Raw genomic sequence first — 18,073 nt, forward strand, 5'->3', positions numbered from 1 at the left:
CGAACACATACTCAACACACGAGGGAGAAAATCTCTGGGCTATCGCTCCCCCAATGAGGTATTTTTAACACACTTACAGGCGGCATAAGCCCCCTGGGTTTTGTTGCGTTTCGAGTGGGAATGGGGCTTACGCTTGTGGGTGCTGACGGTGCGGACATCACGGTGCATCATCAACGCCGCGGTGGTCACGCTTTTACCGGAAAACAGGTGCGTCAACACATCCAGTTCACGGGACGTCAAGGCTTTGCCAATGGCAGACTGACTGCTCAGCAATTGCCGCACCTTATGGCTATAGCTGCGACAGCCCGATAAGACCTGCTTTACGCATTGTGCCAGCGCAACGCCAGGCTCCTGTTTGAGCACCAGACCTTTGATACCTGATGCGGTCAGCAATTGCAGCACTCGAGGATCGTCAAGAGCGGTACACACGATCATCGCCGTGGTTGGCCAATGCTCCAGGCACTGGGCAATCAGCCTTAAACCATCCAGAACCGACTCTTCTTCACCACACAGTTCCATAATCAACAGCCGGGCCGGACGGTGGCGCATCAATCCTGGGATTTGCTCCAAATTGCTTACCCGCTGTACCTCGTCCGTCAGGCCACAGGACTGGGCCAAAATATTACGCATTCCGAGTGCCGTGATGGGGCAAGATTCCATTACAATCACACCGTCCCCTTTTAGCCCATAAGGGCTGGGGGAATGCGCACTCCCTCTCTGATAAGTATGAACCACTGTCATATTAAACCGCCCATTTCTGCTAAATACCCGTTTTTACTTCCTTGATAAATTGGTGTGCAAAAATGTCATTCCCTCTCATATTTATGAAGGCTATCTTTTCTTGTTTTTATTGATCAAACAACACATCGAAAATAAAGTCAGCTACCAACAATTAACAAGCCCCAGGCAATTAACTCAACAAACATAGGTAAAGCTAAAGCGGCCATAAAAAAATGGGGCCAGGTTTTCTTATGGCTAGAGGGTATTACTGATGATTACTGATAGGTGAGTGCCACCTGCACAACGCCCTCAATACTGCCTGGGGCTGCCCCACCGTTAGTGCTAAAAGCACGCGCCTTCAGCGGGAAGCTCGCCTTATTGGTGGAGTGATCGACAGCCACGGTCATATCACTGCCGCTGCCCAACCGGCGATTAGCTGATGAACTGCCATCAACCATTTTAATCTGCACGGCACCGGCAGGATTGGCCGCCTCGTTCTTATACAAATCCGTGCTTTCATCCGCTGCCGTACCGGTGAATGCCGCAGTAACGTTAGTGGTTGAAACTGGGCAGTCACTCAGATCCAGACTAAAACTCTGCCAATCGCTCCCTGCACCCGCGGTCAGAGTATGTGCCTTGATCTCCCCCAAATTCACGTTTACATCGCCGCCCACTGCATCGACCGTACATGGCGAAGCTTTAACCGTACCGGTGATCTTTATACGTGCATCGACTGCCAGAGCCGAGTAACTGATCCCCATACCACCGAGAGCCAGGCACAATGCAGTCGTTTTAAAAATTGCTTTCATATCCATAATAACTATCCTTCTCCATTTTAGTTAAACTTACTTTCGCAGAAAGTTCGAGATTGCCGATGCAAACGGGATTATTCCATTTTTACCGTAATAGTCGCGGTTGCCTCAAAGTCTCCAACTTTCGGTGCTTTGCCGGTCGTGCTAATAGGGTAGAAATTCAATGTCGTCTGACTATCGCTATTGATATTACCCAAGCCATTCATTTCCATTGATAGCCGATCCCCAGGCGAAATAACCTGAGTGTTCCCGCCACGTTTTTCTTCAATTCTGATCGCAATATCATCATTATTCGACGTCACCGAACCATTAGTGGTAGTGGTCTTCAGGGCAGTAGGATCATGAGGATTCACCTCGCCCTCAAACAGCAAGCTGATTTTTGCGCGCGTCGACAGGTTGGTACACTCCAGATACAGGGTTTCTTCATGTATCTGGACGGTACTTGGCTTTTGGCCTTTAACTTTAAAATCGGTGGACATAATGCTGCCAAAGGGCACGGTAATCATTGGATTTTTAAGTTCGCATTTTTGCGGCACGATGATCTTACCGCTCATGCTCACTGAAGCAGTTGGTCTGCTCCCCCGGCCTACATTGGGATCCGAATTAATATAGACATCCAACAGGGGAGAATGCGTTATTATCGACGTGCCAATAACCGCCTGCCTGAAATAGAGATGAACTAATCCTTGTGCACCACTATCATAGAGTACGCCCTTACAATTCTGAGGCCGGTTAAAAAAACCATTCCCCCTCCATCCGTTACCAGGGAAAGGCACAGGGAAATATTTATTGACGGCACCGGCAATATACACATCCATAGCAGCAGAAAAATCCTCGCTACCGCTCAACGAATAGAACTGCCTGCTACCATCCCCATCCGGCAGAGGCGCCCCCCTTGGGACAGCCATAATAAACGACTCTTTCATCCGAGTTTCGCTACCGCAGTCGCAGTTGACCCGATACCCGTCCCCCTCGTTCTGCCACACATTTTCGGCCTTATTCACCTCATAAAACATCTTGCCAGCCGTGTTCTTATCCGGATGGTCGAACAGCTGATTAAACATAAAGTGATAACCCATAGTGGAGCCTGCAGGTTCGCACTGCCCGATGGCTGCCTGCGCCGACGGCAGGCTCCCCAACCCCAAGGCGATAACGCCCCCGATGGCCGAATAATGCACTAACGATTTCCATTTATTCATCATTAAAGCCTTTATAAACATTGGCCATTCATCAAACGGATCCCGGCGCTATCTTGTTGCTCCGGCACGCTGTAAGACACTTGGCATTGCTGTGACGCGGCGTTGCCCCACTTGACCTGCAACTTGCCGCTACCGGCCATCCCAGAGAGGAATACCTGACCACCGTCACCGACGATGCTGCCGTTGTCACCCCCATTGCTATCGGTTACGGTGGCACCGAACGGTACTGGCGCCCCCTGCCTCAACAGGGTCATCAATACACGCTGACCGACATTAGGTTTGAACTCGGCGCGCACGATGGCACCACGGGTTGGGATCACCGTCTGACTGGTTATCGTCATATCGACATCATCTGGCAGAGTAGTGGTATTTATCGCAATATTGTTTTTGCGATAAACCGTGGCATAAGGCACCACGGCATAGCCACGCCAGTCGGTAGTCACTCCTGATTGGTTGGCGATATTGACACCCTTGGCTCCCGGTGCTTTCACCAGCACCGCTGTCTCATTCATCTGTTGCGAAAGTGTCAAACCGTCTTCGTGCAAGAGGATCCCACCCTGCACACCGTAGTTGAGGCGTTGATCGGAACGGTTATAGCCATATCCCACGTTGACTCTGCCCAAGCCGCCACGATAGCCAAGGCTGCTATTGCCGTATGCTCCGACTCCCTGGCTGGTGTAGCCCTGGCTGACGTTATAGCTCAGGTTATTACTGGGTAATGCGGTACCGTTCAGGCCGACTGAGTTACTGGTGGTGCCTTTACGGCTGGTATTCAGGTTGTAGCTTGCATAGCTGTCAGACAGCCTTCCACCCAATGGCATGCTGATATTTAAGGCGAGAATATGGTCGTCGTAGTTGACGCGTTCGCCGCTGCTGTCATAACCATCTCTGCTGAAGGTGTAGTTCAGGCCATAGCTGATACTGTTCCAGCTATTGTTATACCCGACGCTCACCGACTGGTTACGGCGCCGATCGTTCCAATAATCTTCGTTGTACAGACTGAGCGACAGTGAACCGGCACCTTCCCATAGCGTCTGGCTCATCGACAGTTCAGCACGGCTCTTCTTGTGATTCTGACTTTGTGATGTTTTGCCGCCGGTATAGGTATTTAACGTTTCCTGCAGCGTATAGAACCCCGCCGTAGAGTAACGATAGCTGGCCAAGGTAAAGCTGGTACCCGTTTCGACAAAGTTCTTGCCGTAACGCATACGCCACGACTGGCCGCGCTCTTTGGCAGAAAATTCAGGTTTAGACCAAGCCTGGGTAACATCGGCAGAAAACGCGCCGATAACCCCCATGTTTTGCCCCCAGCCGAGAGCCAGTGCCTGATATTTGCTGGCGGCCTGCACGCCGCCGTAGAGGGTGGCCCCCCTCGGCAAGCCGTAGATCGCCGTGCCTTGAGTAAACAACGTATCATCCACGTTACTGTTGGATGAACGATATTGGCCGCTGGTCAGGCTGTATTTGAAACGCCCTTGCCGCTGTAACACCGGGACGGAAGCAAACGGCACCACTAACCTTTGCTCGCTGCCATCGCTCTCTTTAATGCTCACTTGCAGATCGCCGCTGCCCGCCGTCGGATAGAGATCGCTGATTTCAAAGGCCCCAGGTGGCACATAGCTCTGATAAATGACATAGCCGTTCTGGCGAACCGTGACCTGAGCGTTACTGCGGGCAATGCCTCGCACCGTCGGTGCATAACCCCTCAAACTCTCTGGCAGCATGTCATCATCCGAGGCTAACTGACCGCCACGGAAAGGCACGCTGTCAAACACCTCACTTTGGGAGGAGCTATCGCCCAGTATCAACTGGCTCTTCAGCGCCACGATATCGCGCTGTAAATAGGTATTGATGGAATCCCAGTGGCTTTCACCCTCAGAGTCACGATTCCAGGTTGAGTAGTTACGCAGACGCCAGGCGCCGAGGTTGATCCCTGAACGCAGGTTAAGATAATAGCTATTGCTGTCCGAGCTCTTACTGCTACGTGCCCAACTGTTGGCACCGCTAAAGTTATAGTTGACCAACAGCGCCGGTATTCCCTGATCCCACTGGTCTGGCGGAACATAGCCACGAACAGTCGAGTTCAATGCCGCCTGGGGGATACTGATGTCCAACCGCTGTTGATTAAAACGGAACGAGGCCGATGCCTGGGGAATGATCTGCGCCAGATTAACGCACTGCCCAGAGGCCGGGATAGCGGGGAAGGAAGCGATCTTCACGCCCATTGCCTCAAGCATATCGCTGCTTAGGCAAGGCTGCAGGCTATCCTCACCTGCCGGGCTTCGCTGCAGGGAGAAATCAAGATCCTGGGTATCGATCATCGCCCCATTCAGATAGATATCAACCCGGTACGTACCTGGGGCCTGAGTACGGCCATCTTCAAAAACCGTCAGATCAGCCCCTCGCTGAGACGGATTATCAAGCTCCAGCAGTGCCGGGTTAAAGTAATCGCGGGCCTGTGCGCTACCGGACATTCCCATTAACATGGCAACCTGACATGAGATCAACCAGGTCAGCGGGGTACGGTCAAATCCGCGCGAGCCTATACGCTTCGGGTTTTTCATCCATTTAACTCCATTTATCAGCCGTGCCAGTAAATTCCGGCAAGCCGCGTCCCTTCCCTGTACTACCTGTGCAGGGATTAGCTGTATTTAATCTGGTGAATGCCTTATAGAACCCCGATAAACGGTTTAGTAATACCGCCGTAATCGTTAATAACTTCCCAGCTCAATGCCCCACCAAGACTACCATCGGGTAGTTCAAAGCGCGCACTGGACTTCGGTGCAACCATACTGACATTTTTCAGCGGACTACCATTAACCTTGACTGAGAATAGCGTGATAAAATAGGGCGATGCATTGGTCACCTGAACCGCGTTACCGCTACGCTGCCAGGTCAATGTCTTGGCGGCGTCCTCTAACGTACCGGGTAACCCCTGTGGGCGATAAATCAGCTTGATGCGCGTCTTGACCGCAATTTGTAAACTGTTTTCCTGTTTCTTAGCCGAAGGAATAGATTTGATGTTCAGCCAATAGAGAGATTCTTTATCGGTCGGTAAATTCCCGCCAGCACGCACTACGCGTAGAATATTATTCTGCTCACCATCCAAACGGAATAAAGGAGGGGTAATGATAAATGGCGCCTTGGACGTGTCCCCTTCATGCGTGTCAACCCAGGACTGAATGAGATAGGGCACCTTATCCGGGTTATTAATCCCCAGAGAGGCTTCTTTTTTACCACCGTCATAAACCAGGCGCGTTCCGCCGACAATAATGCCCGCCTGTACCTGCGCACCAAAGGTTAGTAACAGCGCTGCGACTATTGTGCTCCGCCAGACTTTCATTGCTTATTCACCACTTCGGCCATTGAGAGAAAGGCCAGGGGATGGCTTTCGCCCCCCTGACCAGCCTTATACCGCCCGTATCAGCCGAGCGGATAAAACTTACTGATAGATAATGGTAAAGTTGCTTACTGCGTTAGCCTTACCCGCAGTGACGGTGGCTGAAGTCGCGTAGTAACGTGCAACAAACCCGAGCACGTTATCTTCGGTGCTGCTCAGCGGGTAAACGCTTGAATCCGTGTGCAGGTTAATCACTTTGTTGTTGTTGTCAGCAATCTGAACACCAACGCCAGTGGCAACACCTGGCTCATCGGTCAGCGCCAGAACGGCATCGTTACCCGCAACCTGGATACCATCAAAACGCACTGTCGCCGCTTTAACCGTATCTGGGCAGTCTTGCAGGATCAGGGAGAAATCCTTAGAGGCAGCAGTGACGCCAGCGCCACCCTTGAATGCGCCGACAAATACTTTACCCAGAGTAACGGTCTGGTTTTCTGAATCAGAATGCACAGTACAAGCTTGATCGATGATTTCACCAGCGAAGTTTACTTTGCCGTCTGCAGCGAACGCCGCGGTGGAAAACGCGGAGGCGGCCAGTACAGCCACGGCGAGCAGATTCTTGTTCATAGACTACTTTTCCTTTTAAATAATGCACTTCAAATACGCGCATTTGTTTATTTTTGACATAACCCTATGTCATTCCTTTTTATTTAGTTCATCGACTGAAACACGCCTGCGCAAATAGCAATGGGGCAGTAATACCTTTCCAGCCAAACGATTCATTTTGAACTAAAGTGACTCCTTTGGTTTAACGTGCCAAGGATGGCCTTAAAACAAACAACGAATAGTTTAATGCTCTGAAAATTAGAGGAGCAAAAGAATTATGAGCTAGTTATAAAACAAGCAAGTTTCGATCTTGGATTTTTTTAGGTGGTCAAGTAAGAAAACACTTAAGGCTGGATGAAGGTTTATTATGGGGAAAATTATTTAACTCATTGTTATTTAATGACTTTATTAATCAAGATGAATTATTGAATAGTTAGTGTTGACATTATTTTTGAGTATCCTTAGAGTATGTTGCAATTTAGTTCAAAGTGACTCATTAGACATATTTTCCTTACTCAAATCACCATACTTCCTTGAACCGCCTGGCATTGCTTGCCGTATATAACACCGTATTCTGAATATTCCTATGGCCAAGAAAATCCTGAATCAAACGCGTATCAATTCCCCGGTCCGCCAAGGCAAAACCGCAGCCATGGCGCAGCATATGGGGATGTGCATTGACCTCTAGATTGGCCGCCTCACTGTAATTACGAATGAGCCAATAAATACGTTGGCGTGATAACCGAGATCCCCGGTTAGAAAGAAACAACCACTCGCTATCCGCACCACGATAATGTTTTCTCTTGGCCATCCAACGCTGTAAACACTTCCGCTCGCGCACATACAAAGGATGAACCGTTGAGAAGCCGTTTTTCAATCGATGAATATAAATATTGCCACCTTCAAGATCGATATCTGACAGCCGCCAACTATTGATTTCACTCACGCGGCAACCATGAATAAAACACATATAAATCAAACAGTAATCTCTCTCTGGGTTCTTGCCTTTCAGCGTTGCCTCTAGCAGTTTTTCCACTTCGGAAGGCGTTAAATGTTTACGACTGGTCATAGTACCTCTTTGACTTTTCACCAAAATTATGTGGATTTTTCCTCCCTTTTATTTCCACAACAACGCTCAGGAGCATTGGCCCCTGCCTTCGGATAACATCCTGGATCCTAAGCGAAGTATAGCCGATAAATAATTACGAAACAGCCAGGTCATTGAACAATGATAATTACCCATGATCTAACGCAAATTAGCTAACATTTAGATTAAAATCAGTAGTTCAGCTCAGCTGTAGGTTAATAAAACAGCAAAATTAAATTGCGCAACATAATAACAACAGGATAAAAGCAATAAATACAACATAAAAAACCCTTGATGAAAAAATCAATAACAGTTAACCCCGGCAACCTAATGAACAGTAAAAAATAGTGGTGTTCGACAACGGATCCATCAGAGAATAACCCCAAAATAAAAGCATATAAAACAAATGATAAACATAGTTACTATCTATATAAAAGGCAGCTTTATCGGAAAATACGCATAATGATTGGGTTGAAAATCAAACGGAGAAAAATAAATTCGCAGGAACGTACGGCAATAAAAAGGGGCACCGATAGACAGTGCCCCGACTTGATACAGGATGTATTAACGCGCTCAGACGGTCAAACCACCGTCTAGCACCAAAATTTGCCCCGTCATATAACGGCTATCATCACCGATGAGAAACACGGTGGTACGCGCCACTTCGCTGGCTTTTCCCAGGCGGCGTAAAGGAATTTGCTTACGCAGCGCCTTCAGCGCCTCCGGCGGAATGGCCTGTGTCATCTCGCTTTCGATAATACCGGGCAGCAGGCAGTTCACTCGGATACCAAAGCGCGCCACTTCCAGCGACAGAGATTTCCCCAGGCCGATCATCGCCGCCTTACTGGCCCCGTAGGCCGTTTGCCCGGTGTTGCCCTTGATGCCCGTCACCGAAGACATCAGCACCATCGCCCCTTCCCCCTGCGCCATCATGGCGGGCAGCAGGTGGCGGTTCCAATAAAAGATGCCGTTGAGGTTGGTGTCGATCACCTGCCGCCAGCGCTCGCCGGTTTGCTGGATATGCAAATCATCCAGCGTGATTCCGGCGTTATGGATCACCGCAAAAGGTGCACCGAGGCATGCCAGCAACTGCGGAGCTACAAGGTTCACCGCCTGCTCGTCACTGCCGTCACACACGCAGCTTTCCACCCAGCCAGGCAACCCCGCGCAGGCTTCAATCACCGCCGCGCTGGCCGCCTTGCCGTTACGGCAGGTGAACACCACGTTCCATTGCTTGGCCAACTCTTCCACCAATGCGCGGCCAATTCCCCGGCTCCCACCGGTCACTAACACCCATCGTTTAGTCATGAGATTACTTTTGTGCATCGGCCAGGTGTTGACAGAGTTCACCCAGCGTCATAGTCGGCTGATTGATGAACATTTCTGCGGTGAGCGTGGCTCCGAACTCGCGCTTCGCCAGCACCATCAGCTCCACATAGTCCAGGCTGTCCAGCTTCAACTGGTGCAGGGGCATCTCTGGCGCCAGATCGGCCATCCCGAGATCTTTGGCATCACAAATCATTTCCGTGACGGTGTCGTAAACCTGTTGGTAGTTTTCCATGGTTATATCCCTATGTTAATGATCGGCCATTGGCCATGTTTTTAAGGTGACGGAAGTCGCCAGCAGCGGATGCCACTGCGTTCTGGCCTCAATCACCGTGCGTAACACCAATCCGCTGCTTTTATTCCCGATCACCAGCATCGGCTGAATACGGTAGTACAGCCGATCTTCGGGTGCAAATAGCGTTTCCGGGTTGAATAATCGGGCGCTGAAGTGGGTCTCATGATGCGTCTGTACCACTGGGCTCTGGGCAAACACCTCAATCAGCGTGGTGGCCTGCAGTTCCGGAAGCGTCGTCGCCAACATCGCCACGGTTTCCGGGGATTTCACCAGCAGTTGGAACAGCAGGGCGTCAAAGAAACTCCATGCCTGAGTGGCATCCGATGCCTGCCCTGGGAAAGGCTGGCAGAGTGCCATCACCTCGTTAACGGTCAGCGCATGCTCGTGATCGGAAGCCACCAAGTCTAGTGACCTAGCCGGAACCAGCTTGCTGCTGAAGCAACTTTCCTGCGTGGCACAATCCCGCAACTCACCGGTGATCTGCTTGCCATTGCCCGCTATCTGCAAGTGATACGGCGTCTGGCACAACACCGGTCGGCGCATACGGGTGCTGAACACATAAAAGGCATGCTCCAGCGGATCCGCAAGCAGCACCGCACTCAGATGACGTTTCATATCCAGCATCGCACGCATTCCGTGGACGCTCAGTTGATCGGCCCCCATTTTGCGTACCTGTTGCAGATCAAAGTGGATCGGGTTGTAGTCGCCGGAAAAAGCAGCCCATTCCTCGGCATCGCGCAGGGTGTAGTTGAAGATCATGCTCATGCCTGCCCGATAACCAACGCCGCGTTAGCGCCGCCGAAGCCGAAGCTCAGATTCAAGATGTTCTGTAATCGGGCCGGGCGGTGCCCTTCGCTGATGTAGTCCAGATCGCACTCCGGGTCAGCATTTTTCAGATGACAGGTGGCGGGCATCAGCTGATGCTGCAACGCTTGCAGGCAGATGATGGATTCAAAGCTGCCTGCCGCCGCAATCAGATGCCCGGAGTAAGACTTGGTGCTGGAAAGCGGCGTGCTGTAGGCCGCGTCGCCAAAGGCCAGCTTGATCGCCTGGGTTTCATTCAGATCGTTGAGGGGCGTAGAGGTGCCATGTGCATTGATATAGTCAATCTCCTCCGCCGTCACCCCGGCCTGGTGCAAGGCATGCTGGATGGTTTTCACCCGGGCAAGCTTGTCTTCCGCGGGAGCGGTAAAGTCGAAGGCATCAGAGTAATTGCCGTAGCCCTTGATTTCCCCCAGGATGGTTGCCCCGCGAGCCAGTGCGGCTTCGCGTTCTTCCAGGCACAACACGGCAGCACCTTCGGATAGCACAAAGCCATTGCGATCGAGGCTGAACGGGCAGCAGGCCTTGCTGATATCATCCTGCTCACTCGTCAAAGCACGCAGCACATCGATATTCCAGACGGCAGTGTCGCTGCTTAACGACTCTCCTGCCCCGGCCAGCATCATCGAGGCACGGCCACTGCGGATCACCTCAAACGCATCGCCAATGGCAATCGTCCCGGTCGCACAGGCCGCAATCGGACTATTTTGATAACCACGCAGCCCCCAGAACAGGCTACAGGCGGCCGTCGCGACATTCGGCATGGACAGGAAGCAGCCAAAGGGTGAACCCAGTCCTGCCCGCAAAAAGTCCTCATGATTGTTTTGAATTTCATCCTGGCCCGCCCAGCCGCTGCCGATGATAGTGCCGCACTCCAGCAAATCGTAATAGGCTGCCGGGCTCTCCCCATGGAAAGCCATCTCCATTGCTTCACGGGCCGCTCCCAAGGCTAACCGGGCAAAGCGAGGCAAACGGCGGCGGATCGCGGCAGGCACCCCTTTCAAGTCTGGTTCGTCGTCGATCACCCCCAAGAAACGTGACTGGATCCCCACGGCAGATTTATCGTAATAGCGGTAGCCTAGTTGATAATCCATCATCGCCGCCCAGCTTTGCTCGGTATTCATCCCCAATGGCGTGACCGCACCGAACCCCGTAACCACCACGCGACGTGGCAAAGCATCTCTATTCATGATCTCATCCTGTTATATCACCGTCTTTTTCCACACCGCCGCCCAACGCCAGCCACAGTTTCATGGTGGCGTTGAGGTAGTTGTACTGCAGATCTGACAAATTGCTTTCAATGGTCAATAACGCATCCTCGGCATCCAGCAAGGTCTGGAGGGAGGCCGCACCGGCCTGATACTGGCTGTTGGCCAGTGCCAAACGCTGATGACCAAGCCGCAGGTTGCGTTGCTGATTGATTTTTTGCTGTTGATAGCTGAGCTGTTGCGACATGGCGTTGTCCACGTCCGCCAACGCGTTGTAGACCTGGCTGCGGAAAGCGATCGCCGCCTGCTTGACGTCTAAATCGGCTATTTCGATGGTCAGTTGCACGGTATTCCAGTTCAGGAAGGATAAAGCAACGCTGCTCCCCAAGCTTCTGCTCGGGTTGCTGAACCACTGCTGGAAAATCGTGCTGCCCGCATTGAGTGAAGCACTCAGCGAAAGCGAAGGGTAGAAGTTCAAACGCTCCACATCCGACCCTGCCAGCGCAGCACGCAAAGTCTTTTCTGCCGCCTGCACATCAGGCCGACGGGCAATCACTTCTACCGGCAAAGCGCTCGCTACCGGCACTTCCTGATTGATATCAAGGGAGCGGCGTTCGGCCTGGCGATCGGTGGGTGAACGGTTGAACAGGATCGCCAGCGCGTTGCGATTCTCTTCCCGCTGCTGTTGCAGCGTGCGGTAGTTATTCTCACGATTGATCAGCGATTGCTGTGCCTGTTGCAGGTCGATCTGCCCGGCGGCACCGGCGTCATAACGCGATTGCACCATCGCCAGCGTCTGTTGGCCGATTTCCAGCCCCGCTTGCTGTTGCTTGATTTGCTGATTAAGGTTGGCGATCTGCCAATAATACTGTGCCGTGTTGCCGATGAGCGTCAGCGCGGTGTTTTGCCGATCCTGTTCCTTGGCCTCAGCCTGCCACTGCGCCTGCTCTCTGGTTCGTGCCAGTTTGCCCCACAAATCCAATTCATAACTTAGCTCCAGACCACTGTTGTAAGACTCTGTGGAGTTCGTATTCTGACGCAGGTTCTTGCTATTACTGACCCCGCCGTTTGCCGTCGCGGTTGGCGTCAGGTTGGTATTCTTCAGCCCGGCCGCCAGCCTCGCCTGCTGGAGTTGCAGCCCGGCAATGGCCAGATCGTTGTTGCTGGTCAGCACCCGCCCAATCAGCACGGAGAGCTGCGGATCGTCGAAGTTATCCCACCAATGCTCGGTGTGTTGCAGAAAATCGCTTCCGCTCTGTTGCATCCGCCACTCGGCAGGTACTGACAGCATTGGCCGCTGATAATCGCTTTTCGTCAAGGAGCCACAACCGCTCAACAGCAGTGGCAATAGCATCACCAGAGAAAGTTTGTTGTTCGTCATTCGCGCGCCAACGCCTCCGTTGGATGCAGACGCGCCGCATTGCGCGCCGGAAAAAAACCAAAACCCAGGCCGATCAACGCCGAGAACCCACAGGCCAGCACCAACGGCGGCCAGGTAAAAATCATGGTGAACTCCTGTGTCACCAGGGAGAAAATCACCCCGGCCAGCCCGGAGCCAATAATGCCAATCAACCCACCCAGCGAGCAGATCACCATCGCCTCAATCAGGAACTGGCGCATGATGTCCACTGGCCGCGCACCGACCGAAAGGCGTATGCCGATCTCATGGGTACGTTCGGTAACCGAAACCAGCATGATGTTCATCACGCCAACCCCGCCCACCAGCAGTGAAATCCCGGCAATGGCGGTGATCAGCAGCGTCATCGAATCCGAGGCTTTACGGATGGCCTTGGTCATCTGGTCATTGGTTTGGGTGAAAAAGTCGCGCCGGCCATGCGCCTGTTCCAACAGCCGTTCGACGCGCCCCTGTGCTTCGATAAGCGAGGACCCTTCGTGCACACGCAGCATAATCGACTCGATCGGCATATCGCCGGACATGCGCTCCAGCACTGCGGTATAAGGCATCCAGGCACCCAACATCATGCCGCTGTATTTGCCGCCTTTAGGTTCAGCAACGCCGATCACCCGGTAAGGGGTACCTGCAAGCTGGACGATCCCGCCCTCAGCCACTTCATCCGGCTCAAACAGCGTGTCGCGTAATTGCGGATCGATGATCACCACCGGCTCACGCTCATCCAGATCGCGCCGGGTAAAGCCGTTGCCGGAAAGGAAATTCAGGCCCTGCACACGAAAATAGGCGTTGCTGATACCGGAAATCGAAGCCATCGCCTCTTTGCCACCGCGCACCGCGGCCACGGTTTTGCTGACCACCGGCGACACGCTGTCGACATAAGGCTGGTGCTCCAACAGCTCAACATCAGCCACCGTCAGCGAGCGGGCGAGGTCCGGGCGCGGTTTATCCCACCCCAGTCCGGGGCGGACATCTAAGGTACTGCTACCTAATTGGCTAATTTCATTGAGTATATTTTGACGTGCGCCCTCACCCACCGCCATTGACGACACCACGGAAGAGACGCCGATAATGATGCCCAACATCGACAAAAAGGCCCTTGCTCGATGCCCCAGCAACGCACGCCAGGCCATCTTGACCGCCTCTTGCACGCTCGGCCAGAACGGGTTGCGCCCGGTAGCCGCGGCAACCGGCAGCGCAGGTTTGGTTTCCTGCAGGGCTACCGCCTCATTACGCTGGTCGGCCACGATCTCGCCGTCGCTGATTTCGATAATGCGCTGCGCCTGATTGGCCACGTCCCGATCGTGGGTCACGATAATGATGGTATGCCCCGAGCGGTGCAGGGAATGCAGGATCCCCATCAGTTCCTGACCACTGGCACGGTCGAGCGCCCCGGTCGGTTCATCGGCCAGAATGATTTCCGCCCCGTTCATCAACGCCCGGGCAATACTGACTCGCTGCTGTTGCCCACCGGAGAGTTGCGCCGGTTTGTAATCCATTCGGTGCTGCAATCCAAGCCGGGTGAGCAGGTATTCGGCCCGCGTCTGGCGTTCTGCCGCAGGCATCGCGGTATACAGGGCGGGAATGGCGACGTTTTCGGCGGCGCTCAGGTAGGGCATCAGGTGATAACGCTGGAAAATAAACCCGATGTACTGGCTGCGTAGCTGAGCCAACTGCTCACTGCTGGCAAGCTGGGTGGAGATCCCCTTGATCTGCATCTCCCCCTGCGTAGGCTTATCCAGGCAGCCGATGATATTCATCAGCGTGGATTTCCCCGAGCCGGACGCACCAATGATCGCCACCATTTCGCCACGCTGAATGGAGAGAGAGATATTTTTCAGCACCGCCACGGTCTGCAACCCGGAGACAAAATGGCGGGAAATGCCGCTCAGTACGATCAAGGGAGTGGATAACTTAACCATTGCTAGCACTCCCGACGGCACGCTGCGCCAGTACTACGCGGTCTCCCTCTTTCAGCCCCTCTTTCACTTCGGCAAACTGGCGATCGTTCAGGCCGATGCGGATCCAGCGTGTTTCAAGCTGTTTGCCATTCATCACCTGTACCTGATAACGATCTTTACCCTGCTGTTCACCGAAGGCGGCCACCGGCACGCGCAGGGCATTCTTCACCTGTTCGGTGATAATAAAGACCTGAGCGGTCATCGAGGTGCGCAACAGACGTTTGCTGTTGGCAATGGCAAACACGCCGCTGTAATAGACCGCCGAAGCCTGCTGATTGGCAGAGCCTGACGAGTTACCTTCCTGCAAGGCTTCGTTCGGGGCTTCCTGGATCGAGCCCATCACGCTTTCGTAACGCTGTTTGGGATCGGCAACAACGTAGAACCACAGCGGTTGCCCGACTCGCACCTTCAGGATATCGATCTCCGAAATACGGGTGTGTACCGTCATGGTGTCGACATCCGCCAGCACCAGAATGGTCGGCACGGTTTGTGACGACACGATGGTCTGCCCTTCTTTGGTGACGATCCCCAACACTTCGCCATCGATCGGCGCGACGATGCGGGTAAAGTCCAGATTGGCTTTCGCGGTTTGCTGCTCCATCTGCGCCTGAACGATCTGCGCGTCGTTGACCTTCAACTGGGCAAGCTGGGTTTGGAACTGCGCCTGCGCCTTCTCCAGATCGCTTTTCACGCCTGAACCATCACGATCCAGCCTCATTTGACGCTTCAATTCCTGCTGATACTGCTTGAGCGTTGCCTGGGTGACCTGTTTCTGCGCCTGAGCGCTTTGCAAGGCAGCCTCCGATTTACGCAACTCATTCTGTTGCAAGGTCGGATCGATTTCCGCCAGCAGTTGTCCTCGGGTGACGCGATCGCCCTGCTTCACATACAGCTTTTGCAATTGTCCGTTAACCTGCGCACCGACGCTGACCTGCAACGCCGGTTTGAGGATACCGGTGGCCAACACGGTTTTCTCGATATCGCCACGGGCGATCTCTTCGATGTCATAGGTATTATTGTGCGTAGGCCCAACGATGAACCAGGCGATCGTGCCGATCAACACCACCTGACACAGCAAGGCAATCGGCACTAGCCTGCGTTTATCCATGCCAAACATTTTCAACTTCATTAACTCACCGCCGTGGTTAACGCTGTTGACGCTTCAAGCTCCGTAGCAACGCTCACCACATGGCCGTTGCTCACGCGGTACACCCGATCAAACATCGGCAATACGCTTTCGCTGTGCGTCACGGTGATCAGCGTTTTATGCTGCTCGCGACAATGCATCAGCAAGGTGGTCATCACCTGGTGCGCCGTGTCCTCATCCAGGTTGGCCGTAGGCTCATCGAGCACCAGCACCGGACGATCGCTGTACATAGCCCGCGCCAGCAGCAGACGTTGGCGCTGCCCCAGCGAAAGCCCAGAATGGCTTTCACGGATCAGGGCATTCAAGCCCCCCGGAAGTTTTTCTATCACCGAGCTCAGATTCAGACCTGTAAGGGAGCGCTCGATCTGCCGATGTTTGCGCTCATCAAACCCCTCATCAAACAGGGTGATATTTTGCAGCACCGAGGCATTGAACAAGATGTCCTCCTGGCTTTGCAGGAAGAACAACGCATGCACCTGCTGATAATCGAGCGGTTGGCCATCAACAATCACCTGCCCCTGCTGGGGTGTCATCAGGCCGGTCATCACTTTCAGCAAGGTACTTTTCCCCGCCCCCGACTCACCCACAATGGCAATGCTTTTCCCAGGTTTTAGCGACAGAGAAAGGTCTTGCAATACCGGTTGCTGGGCGTCATAGGCAAAGGCGATATTTTTATAACGTAACTGCGAAGTGAATTTAGGGATCGGTGTAGGTACCGCATCCTCCGCCCTATCCTGTTCAGGCCGCGATGGGAACAAGTCTCTGGCGCGGGTATCGATCACGTGCAACTGGTTCTTTTGCAGAACGGAGTAGAAAATCTTGGTGATATAAGAGGTGAAGATTTCACGCACAAAACTGTAGGCAAAGAACTCCCCCAGCGTGATAGTGCCGTTTTTCAGCAACGGCAGCGCCAGCAACATAAAGAACACCATCTCCAGGCTGCCGATCAACTGATACAGGCTGCTTTTGACCTGCTCATACATCTTCTGCTGCTGGCGACAGGTAAACAACGACAGTGCAAACTTGGCGAACATCCCTTTGCGCTGGCTGTCCAATCCGGCGGACTTGATGGTCGAGAAGCCTTGAATACTCTCCAGGATAAAGTCGCTCTGCTCGGCGGTTTTTACCTGCAACTGCTGGGTGTAAAAACGGTCACGATAGATGGCCCAGACGCTGACCAATCCCATCAGAGTGACCCCCACACCAGACACCATAGCCAGCAGCGGGCTCATGTAGCACATCACCGCCAGTGCGATAGCGCCAATGATCCAGTCGGTACGCAGGCCGTTATCCAGCTCGATTTTAGTCCCCGACGCCATCTGCCAGTTGGAAAAACGGCTGAAGACTTCGCCCGGCGCGCGTTTATCAAAGAAGTTCAGTGAATTGCTGAGCAGGCGCGAGAATCCCGCCACGCTGTTGATCACCACAAAGCGTTTGATAAAGCGCTCGGTGATCCAACGCACGCCGAAGGCCAGTGTGGTCGACACGACAAATGCCAGCAGGAAGTAGAAATAAGGGAAGTCGGTTTCACCTGCGCTGGAAAAAACCTGATTGATGGCGCTGCTGACCATCGTCGGCATAATAAACAGGGTTAAAGAGATCAGAAACGCCAGTATCATCAGCCGGTAAATACCGGGGATACGCGCGGTTTCTTTCAGGCTCATGGTGTCGGACGCACTGAAGCGTTTACTGGGCTGAACATTGGCCAGCGCCTGAGAGTCAGGCTGGGCTTCACTGTCCAGCACCAGCGCATAACCGCTGATTTCCATTTTTAACGCATCAATCGGCAACAGTTGTTGACCAATGCCCGGGTTCATCACGCAGACATGATTACCTTTACGGTAGGCCAACACCACATAATGGCTCGCCCCATAATGTAAAATGGCAGGCAGCGGTATTTCCGCCAGTTCACCGTGCTCGAAAGCAACGGGATAGGCGGGCATCGCCAGTTCCGCCATAATGTCGCACAATGTGGCCAGCGAGGTGCCATGTTGTGAGGCGGGATAGCGCTCCCGCAAGCTCTCCAATGGCGCACTGATGCCCTGCGTTTCCGCCATCATGGCGATGCAGGCCAGCCCACATTCATTCGTTTCGCCTTGAAACACCAGCGCCGGGATTATCTTTTCCATGATCTGACTT

Annotated in this window: 15 protein-coding genes; all 15 read right to left on the bottom strand. The window is 53.2% G+C overall.

Going from position 1 to position 18,073, the window contains the following annotated elements; all coding sequences use genetic code 11:
• Positions 1-39 precede the first annotated feature (39 nt).
• A complete protein-coding gene (locus tag ACMV5H_RS21875; RefSeq protein WP_414822463.1) occupies positions 40-630 on the bottom strand; it encodes a DNA-binding response regulator in 591 nt (196 codons plus the stop codon).
• A gap of 365 nt (positions 631-995) precedes the next feature.
• Positions 996-1,535, bottom strand: a complete 540-nt coding sequence (locus tag ACMV5H_RS21880; RefSeq protein ID WP_414822464.1) for a fimbrial protein — start codon at positions 1,533-1,535, stop codon at positions 996-998.
• Between the two features lie 71 nt (positions 1,536-1,606).
• A complete protein-coding gene (locus tag ACMV5H_RS21885) occupies positions 1,607-2,752 on the bottom strand; it encodes a fimbrial protein (RefSeq protein WP_414822465.1) in 1,146 nt (381 codons plus the stop codon).
• Positions 2,743-5,295: a fimbria/pilus outer membrane usher protein gene (locus ACMV5H_RS21890; protein ID WP_059201673.1), complete on the bottom strand. Its 2,553-nt coding sequence runs from the start codon at positions 5,293-5,295 to the stop codon at positions 2,743-2,745. Before ACMV5H_RS21890 ends, ACMV5H_RS21885 begins: the two co-directional genes overlap by 10 nt.
• Before the next feature lie 104 nt (positions 5,296-5,399).
• On the bottom strand, positions 5,400-6,074 hold the full coding sequence (locus tag ACMV5H_RS21895) for a molecular chaperone (RefSeq protein WP_021806159.1): 675 nt from the start codon (positions 6,072-6,074) through the stop codon (positions 5,400-5,402).
• Between the two features lie 99 nt (positions 6,075-6,173).
• Complete coding sequence (locus ACMV5H_RS21900; protein WP_021806160.1) at positions 6,174-6,698, bottom strand: fimbrial protein; 525 nt, start codon at positions 6,696-6,698, stop codon at positions 6,174-6,176.
• Positions 6,699-7,197: 499 nt separating this feature from the next.
• Positions 7,198-7,746 (bottom strand): tyrosine-type DNA invertase, encoded by a 549-nt coding sequence (locus ACMV5H_RS21905; protein ID WP_021179836.1) that lies wholly within the window; start codon positions 7,744-7,746, stop codon positions 7,198-7,200.
• 591 nt (positions 7,747-8,337) lie between these two features.
• Positions 8,338-9,072, bottom strand: a complete 735-nt coding sequence (locus ACMV5H_RS21910) for an SDR family NAD(P)-dependent oxidoreductase (RefSeq protein WP_414822466.1) — start codon at positions 9,070-9,072, stop codon at positions 8,338-8,340.
• A 4-nt stretch (positions 9,073-9,076) separates the two neighbouring features.
• Positions 9,077-9,325: an acyl carrier protein gene (locus ACMV5H_RS21915; protein ID WP_021806163.1), complete on the bottom strand. Its 249-nt coding sequence runs from the start codon at positions 9,323-9,325 to the stop codon at positions 9,077-9,079.
• A gap of 15 nt (positions 9,326-9,340) precedes the next feature.
• Entirely contained in the window at positions 9,341-10,150 is an 810-nt protein-coding gene (locus ACMV5H_RS21920; protein WP_037375695.1) for a MaoC/PaaZ C-terminal domain-containing protein, read from the bottom strand.
• The gene (locus tag ACMV5H_RS21925; protein ID WP_094981491.1) at positions 10,147-11,397 is read right to left on the bottom strand and encodes a beta-ketoacyl-[acyl-carrier-protein] synthase family protein; all 1,251 of its coding nucleotides are present in this window, start codon (positions 11,395-11,397) and stop codon (positions 10,147-10,149) included. Before ACMV5H_RS21925 ends, ACMV5H_RS21920 begins: the two co-directional genes overlap by 4 nt.
• 4 nt (positions 11,398-11,401) lie before the next feature.
• Positions 11,402-12,796 carry an efflux transporter outer membrane subunit gene (locus tag ACMV5H_RS21930; RefSeq protein ID WP_414822467.1) on the bottom strand — a complete coding sequence of 465 codons (1,395 nt, stop codon included), beginning with the start codon at positions 12,794-12,796 and terminating at the stop codon, positions 11,402-11,404.
• The gene (locus ACMV5H_RS21935; protein WP_021806167.1) at positions 12,793-14,748 is read right to left on the bottom strand and encodes a MacB family efflux pump subunit; all 1,956 of its coding nucleotides are present in this window, start codon (positions 14,746-14,748) and stop codon (positions 12,793-12,795) included. The genes ACMV5H_RS21930 and ACMV5H_RS21935 overlap by 4 nt, the downstream gene beginning before the upstream one ends.
• Positions 14,741-15,916: an efflux RND transporter periplasmic adaptor subunit gene (locus ACMV5H_RS21940; protein WP_115159253.1), complete on the bottom strand. Its 1,176-nt coding sequence runs from the start codon at positions 15,914-15,916 to the stop codon at positions 14,741-14,743. Before ACMV5H_RS21940 ends, ACMV5H_RS21935 begins: the two co-directional genes overlap by 8 nt.
• Complete coding sequence (locus ACMV5H_RS21945) at positions 15,916-18,063, bottom strand: peptidase domain-containing ABC transporter (RefSeq protein WP_414822468.1); 2,148 nt, start codon at positions 18,061-18,063, stop codon at positions 15,916-15,918. The genes ACMV5H_RS21940 and ACMV5H_RS21945 overlap by 1 nt, the downstream gene beginning before the upstream one ends.
• Between the last annotated feature and the right edge of the window lie 10 nt (positions 18,064-18,073).

Origin of the sequence: Serratia sp. N21D137, assembly GCF_047530005.1 — a bacterium.
In the GTDB taxonomy this organism is placed as follows: Bacteria; Pseudomonadota; Gammaproteobacteria; order Enterobacterales; family Enterobacteriaceae; genus Chania; species Chania fonticola_B.